Here is a 244-nt window from a genome sequence, read left to right as displayed (position 1 = left end):
GGGGAAGCGTTGTGCGGTGAGTTCGGGGCGGTGGAGGTAGCCGCGGGCGAGGCCGCCGCCGGCGACGTGGATTTCGCCGGGGACGCCGGTGGGGACGGGGTGGCCGTGTTCGTCCAGGAGGTAGAGGTGGTAGCCGGGCAGGGGTCGGCCTGCGGGCAGGCGGGGTGCGGTGAGGTGGTGGGGCTGGATTTCTTGGTAGGTGACGTGGACGGTGGTTTCGGTGATGCCGTACATGTTCACCAGC

At 70.1% G+C, this 244-nt stretch carries 1 protein-coding gene; it reads right to left on the bottom strand.

Features of this window, described 5'->3' with window-relative positions; all coding sequences use genetic code 11:
• Window positions 1-244 (bottom strand): AMP-binding protein (locus tag IF20_RS37040; protein ID WP_199896945.1); only part of this gene is annotated, 244 nt, incomplete at both ends.

This window comes from Streptomyces niger (genome assembly GCF_000718305.1).
Classification (GTDB): Bacteria; Actinomycetota; Actinomycetes; order Streptomycetales; family Streptomycetaceae; genus Streptomyces; species Streptomyces niger.
This window is presented reverse-complemented; position numbering and strand designations above follow the sequence as displayed.